Genomic DNA, 5,050 nt, shown 5'->3' with positions numbered 1-5,050 from the left:
GAGCGCCCGGACGGCCGTCTCGACCGCTATGAGCGCGACAGCGCCGGCCAGATCACCGCTTACACCGACCCCGCCCAGCAGACCACCCGCTACCAATACGACCTCAGCGGCCGGATCAAACAGCGCACCGATGCCCTGGGCCACAGCGTGCGCTTGAGCTACGACGCCTATGGCCGTCTGCAAAAGCTGACCAACGAAAACAACGAAGCCTACGCCTTCGGCTGGGATCCGCTGGATCGGCTGGTTGCCCAGCGTGACCTGGACAACAGCGGACGCTGTTACCACTACAACGCAGTCGGCGATGTCAGCGGCGTGGATCATGTGTCTGTCCCGGCAGACAGTGACGTGCAGGACGATGATTGCCCGCCGCTCAAGCACCGCTTCGAGCGCGATGCCGCCGGGCGTTTGATCCAGAAAACCACCGCCGACGGCGTCACCGACTACACCTACGACGCCGCCGACAACCTGCTGTCGATCACCTTCACCGACCTCAATGGCCAGCAGCAACCGCTGAGTTTCAGCTACGACAAGAACGGACAACTGCTCAGCGAAACCAGCACTGCCGGCGAGCTGCAGTACCACTACGACGAACTGGGCAACCTCGAAACCCTGACCCTGCCCGATCAGCGCGCCATCAACCACCTGTACTACGGCAGCGGGCACCTGCACCAGATCAACCTCAATGGCCGGGTAATCTGCGATTTCGAGCGCGACAACCTGCACGACGAAGTGCTGCGCACCCAGGGCCAACTGCACACCCGCACCCGCTACGACCGCAACGGCCGTCTCGCGCAAAAGGCCCTGTACTACCACAACGCCGCCCGCGAAGAATTGCCCCTGCTGAGCAAGGATTACCAATACGACGCCTGCGATAACCTGATCGCCGAAGTACTGACCCAGACCCAGCGCCGCAGCAACCACAACTCAGCCCAAGAGCCCGTCATCGGACGTTTCGAGGCGCACAACAGCAACGGCAAAAGCCACACCCTCAGCCAGCATTACCGCTACGACCCTACCGAGCGCATCCGCCAGCACTACCAGCACACCCCGCAAGCGCCCGGTCAACACAGCGAAACCTTCAACTACGACGCCGCTGCCAACCTGATGCAGACCGGCGTGCTGCGCGGCCACGTCAAACTCAACCGCGTACAGGTGTTCGAAGACAAGCGCTACCGCTACGACCGCTTCGGCCGCCTGAGCGAAAAACGCATCGGCAGCCACACCGTCCAACGTTTTGAATACGACGCCGAACAGCGCCTGATCCGCGTCCAGCAGAGCAAACACGGCCAACACCTGCGCATCCACTACCAGTACGATCCGCTGGGGCGGCGCATCGGCAAACAGGTCTACCGCAACGACGATCAATGCCCGTACCGACGCACCACCTTTCAGTGGCAAGGCCTGCGCCTGCTGCAGGAAGTGCAGGACGGCAGGCCCAGTCTGTACCTGTACGCCAATATCGACAGCTACGAGCCACTGGCCCGCCTCGACGGAAAGCCCGGCGATGAAGAGTTCTTCTACTTCCACACCAACCTGGCCGGCCTCCCCGAACAACTGACCGACGAACATGGGCTGAGCGTGTGGCACAGCGAATTCCAGGCCTGGGGCAACAGCCGCGAGGAATGGCATAACACCCAACACGAGCAAGAACAGAACCTGCGCTTTCAAGGCCAGTACCTTGACCGCGAGACCGGCCTGCACTACAACACCTTCAGGTTTTACGATCCGGATATAGGACGGTTTACCCAGCCAGATCCGATTGGGTTGCTGGGCGGGATCAATCTTTATCAGTACGCGCCGAATGCGGTTGGGTGGGTTGATCCGGTCGGTCTCGATACTATTCGCTTAAGGCATTACACGAGTAATCAAGGATTAGAGGGGATAAAAAATAGCATGGTGATTAAAGCGGGCGATCAGAACTCCGTTTTTGCCACCAAGGCTAAAGGAAAGCCAATGAGCATGGCCGACGCGTCTGAAAAATTCAAAATAAAACCACATCACGCCAGAAATTACATTGACTTCGACATAGATGCCGAAAGGGTAGAATTTAGAAAGAATAATCTAGGCGTTGAGGAGTTCAAAATAAAAGGCGACATCGAGATAAACAAGAAAACAACGACATTCAATAAGCGATGCTAATAAAATGACCAGCAAGTGCAAAATAAACCTTTCAGATATTAAAGAAATCTTAACCTATCTAGAGGAAATGGTAATTACGATTGATAAAATAGGCTCTGGATTTGAAGACAAAGAAACTACCGCTCTAGCTTTATTATTATTTTTTAGAGAAGAGGGGATTCTAGATAAATTAGCAGCAGCAAGAAAGATTTTAAATCATAGCTTATCCGAAAAACTTGGTGTTGATGGGTATGACGAATGGATCGAAAATGATATAGAACACTGGAAACCACCCTATGAAAAGAGCAAGGATGAAATTATCAAACTCTTAGACAACCTTGATAACTAGGCACCTGTACCACCGACGTAAAAATCTAAACCAGGTCAACCTCAGATCTCGGTTGACCTGCGACTCCGAATGCAATTAATTGTATAAAAAAATATTGCTTGGTCCGCTTTTCCGCAATGAAAGCAAGCACACCGACCTCAACAGCCGCTGAGTTTCAGTTACGACAAAAACGGACAACTGCTCAGCGAAACCAGCACTGCCGGCGAGCTGCAGTACCACTACGACGAACTGGGCAACCTCGAAACCCTGACCCTGCCCGATCAGCGCGCCATCAACCACCTGTACTACGGCAGCGGGCACCTGCACCAGATCAACCTCAATGGCCGGGTAATCTGCGATTTCGAGCGCGACAACCTGCACGACGAAGTGCTGCGCACCCAGGGCCAACTGCACACCCGCACCCGCTACGACCGCAACGGCCGCGTCGTGCAAAAGGCCCTGCATTACCACAACGCCGCCCGCGAAGAATTGCCCCTGCTGAGCAAGGATTACCAATACGACGCCTGCGATAACCTGATCGCCGAAGTACTCACCCAGACCCAGCGCCGCAGCAACCACAACTCAGCCCAAGAGCCCGTCATCGGACGTTTCGAGGCGCACAACAGCAACGGCAAAAGCCACACCCTCAGCCAGCATTACCGCTACGACCCTACCGAGCGCATCCGCCAACACTACCAGCACACCCCGCAAGCGCCCGGTCAACACAGCGAAACCTTCAACTACGACGCCGCTGCCAACCTGATGCAGACCGGCGTGCTGCGCGGCCACGTCAAACACAACCGCGTGCAGGTGTTCGAAGACAAGCGCTACCGCTACGACCGCTTCGGCCGCCTGAGCGAAAAACGCATCGGCAGCCACACCGTCCAACGTTTTGAATACGACGCCGAACAGCGCCTGATCCGCGTCCAGCAGACTAAGCACGGCGAACACCTGCGCATCCACTACCAGTACGATCCGCTGGGGCGGCGCATCGGCAAACAGCTCTACCGCAACGACGATCAATGCCCATACCGACGCACCACCTTTCAGTGGCAAGGCCTGCGCCTGCTGCAGGAGGTGCAGGACGGCAGGCCCAGCCTGTACCTGTACGCCAACATCGACAGCTACGAACCGCTGGCCCGCCTCGACGGAAAGCCCGGCCACGAAGAGTTTTTATACTTCCACACCAACCTGGCCGGCCTCCCCGAACAACTGACCGACGAACATGGGCTGAGCGTGTGGCACAGCGAATTCCAGGCCTGGGGCAACAGCCGCGAGGAATGGCATAACACCCAACACGAGCAAGAACAGAACCTGCGCTTTCAAGGCCAGTACCTTGACCGCGAGACCGGCCTGCACTACAACACCTTCAGGTTTTACGATCCGGATATAGGACGGTTTACCCAGCCAGATCCGATTGGGTTGCTGGGCGGGATCAATCTTTATCAGTACGCGCCGAATGCGGTGGGATGGGTTGATCCGCTTGGATTAACACCACTTGACGCTCCCGGATACTTTGTTTACGGACTATACGATGGCGACCCGAAAACAACTAAGCCTTATTACATAGGTATCACTAACGATATTGATAGGAGAACCGTCGAGCACACTTCATCACATAGATTACAACCAGGCTCCATACTTAGCCAACTCGACAGCGACATCACCTATGGAGACGCGCGGGGTTACGAGCAATACTACATAGAGAAATTTAAAACCAAGAAGGGCATCATCGGACAGGAAATTTCACAAGAAAATAGAGGAAACAAATACAATTCCTTTAACAGGTCACGAACTGACGATAGAGCCAAAGTGTTCAATCGAGCATTTAACAAAAAAGCAAACCCTACAAACACCCGACGAGGCAGATGCGGATGAGTGATGTGAAATTTTGGGGCTGGAATAAGAAGGCTCGCACCATGATCCGCTTCATTAAACCAGGTGATATATTTTGCTTTAGAGTAAAAGACAACGAGTACCGCTTCGGAAGAATAATTTCAAAATTCCCAACTGGGCATTTAGCTGAAATATTCAATCTCACATCCTCCGAGCCAAATATCAGCAAAGAAAAACTGAACAATGCCACAAGAATATTTAGCCCAATAATTTTAGACTCCTACATGCTATTCGATAGAAAGATAGAAACTGACGGCGACTGGAGGATAATAGGCCATCAAGAAAAGTACACACCAACTGACGTCGACAATATCTATTTCACCTATGGAATTGAAGAGTCATGCAAAAAAATTGACGCATTTGGAAATATTACCAGCATTTCAGAAAAAGAAGCATTAGGGATCCCAAGCTTATTCCCGCAAAACGATTACAAAATTAAAAATTTACTACTCCAATACTGAGAAAAGACATATACCACGTAGAACCCAGCCTGATTAGGATAAAGGCTCCGCGCAGCTACCACCATTGAGAGCCGCGCTGTCTAGAGGTGATGATCTCATCTGCAGGAAATTCTGCCGATGCCCATGAAAAGATTCTGTTACAGAGTGGTCTGTCGTTGCACGCATTTCTGGCTCAGCTAAGGCCTGGAAAAAGGCGAAACCCGTGTCGTGGACAGCCTCGGACGCACGGATCAGTATTTTTGGGGGC

6 protein-coding genes are annotated in these 5,050 nt (G+C 53.5%); 4 read left to right on the top strand and 2 right to left on the bottom strand.

The features are described from left to right. Both AP059_RS00360 and AP059_RS00355 read left to right on the top strand, forming a co-directional pair. A partial coding sequence (locus tag AP059_RS00360) for an RHS repeat-associated core domain-containing protein (RefSeq protein WP_177332328.1) occupies positions 1 to 2,139 on the top strand: 2,139 nt, incomplete at its 5' end. Between the two features lie 4 nt (positions 2,140 to 2,143). Next, entirely contained in the window at positions 2,144 to 2,467 is a 324-nt protein-coding gene (locus tag AP059_RS00355; RefSeq protein WP_059761386.1) for a hypothetical protein, read from the top strand. A 75-nt stretch (positions 2,468 to 2,542) separates the two neighbouring features. Here the strand turns inward: AP059_RS00355 and AP059_RS23190 are convergent, their stop codons facing one another. Further along, complete coding sequence (locus AP059_RS23190; protein WP_059761385.1) at positions 2,543 to 2,860, bottom strand: hypothetical protein; 318 nt, start codon at positions 2,858 to 2,860, stop codon at positions 2,543 to 2,545. Between AP059_RS23190 and AP059_RS00345 the strand changes: the two genes are divergently transcribed. Next, positions 2,834 to 4,324, top strand: coding sequence for an RHS repeat-associated core domain-containing protein (locus tag AP059_RS00345; RefSeq protein WP_059761384.1), 1,491 nt, complete (start codon positions 2,834 to 2,836; stop codon positions 4,322 to 4,324). The genes AP059_RS23190 and AP059_RS00345 overlap by 27 nt on opposite strands. Continuing rightward, entirely contained in the window at positions 4,321 to 4,803 is a 483-nt protein-coding gene (locus AP059_RS00340) for an immunity 26/phosphotriesterase HocA family protein (protein ID WP_059761383.1), read from the top strand. The genes AP059_RS00345 and AP059_RS00340 overlap by 4 nt, the downstream gene beginning before the upstream one ends. A 33-nt stretch (positions 4,804 to 4,836) precedes the next feature. Here AP059_RS00340 and AP059_RS22570 read toward each other — a convergent pair. After that, the coding region (locus AP059_RS22570) for a hypothetical protein (RefSeq protein ID WP_218186546.1) at positions 4,837 to 5,050 on the bottom strand (214 nt) is incomplete at its 5' end.

It is taken from the genome of Pseudomonas sp. TAA207 (assembly GCF_001529285.1).
GTDB classification, from domain to species: domain Bacteria; phylum Pseudomonadota; class Gammaproteobacteria; order Pseudomonadales; family Pseudomonadaceae; genus Aquipseudomonas; species Aquipseudomonas weihenstephanensis.
The sequence above is the reverse complement of the archived record's forward strand: the minus strand, read 5'-3'. Positions and strand labels throughout refer to the sequence as shown.

Coding starts and splice junctions, on each gene's coding strand:
- AP059_RS00355 (WP_059761386.1), top strand. CDS start 2,144: ATGACCAGCAAGTGCAAAATAAACCTTTCAGATATTAAAGAAATCTTA.
- AP059_RS00340 (WP_059761383.1), top strand. CDS start 4,321: ATGAGTGATGTGAAATTTTGGGGCTGGAATAAGAAGGCTCGCACCATG.